At 78.1% G+C, this 365-nt stretch carries 1 protein-coding gene; it reads left to right on the forward strand.

The window, feature by feature from the left end; all coding sequences use genetic code 11:
• The coding region (locus HO151_RS00945; RefSeq protein ID WP_173894235.1) for a hypothetical protein at window positions 1–365 on the forward strand (365 nt) is incomplete at both ends.

The following is a 365-nucleotide window of genomic DNA, read 5'->3' on the forward strand; positions in this document are numbered from 1 at the left end:
CGCCGACACCGCGGGCACCCCGGTGGCCGCGGTCGGCTCCCTGGTGACCCGTCCGATCTCCGCCGGACAGCTCGGCGGCGCGGGCGGCCCGGGCCGCGACTCCCTGTTCACCCTCGACTGGGTGTCCGTGGACGACGATCCCGCCCGGACCGACGGGGCGACCGGCCCCGTGACCGTGATCGGCCCCGACGACGCCCTCCTCGGAGGCATCGGCGCCGGGCGGGTGCTGCCCGACCTGACCGGTCTCGTCGACGCCGTGGCCGGTGACGCGGCCGGTGACGCGAACGCTGAAGGCGTCCCGTCCGTGGTCCTGCTGCCGGTCGGTACCGCTCCGGCGGCGCAGCCGGGCACGGAGGACCGGCCGG

This window comes from Streptomyces sp. 8P21H-1, assembly GCF_013302945.1.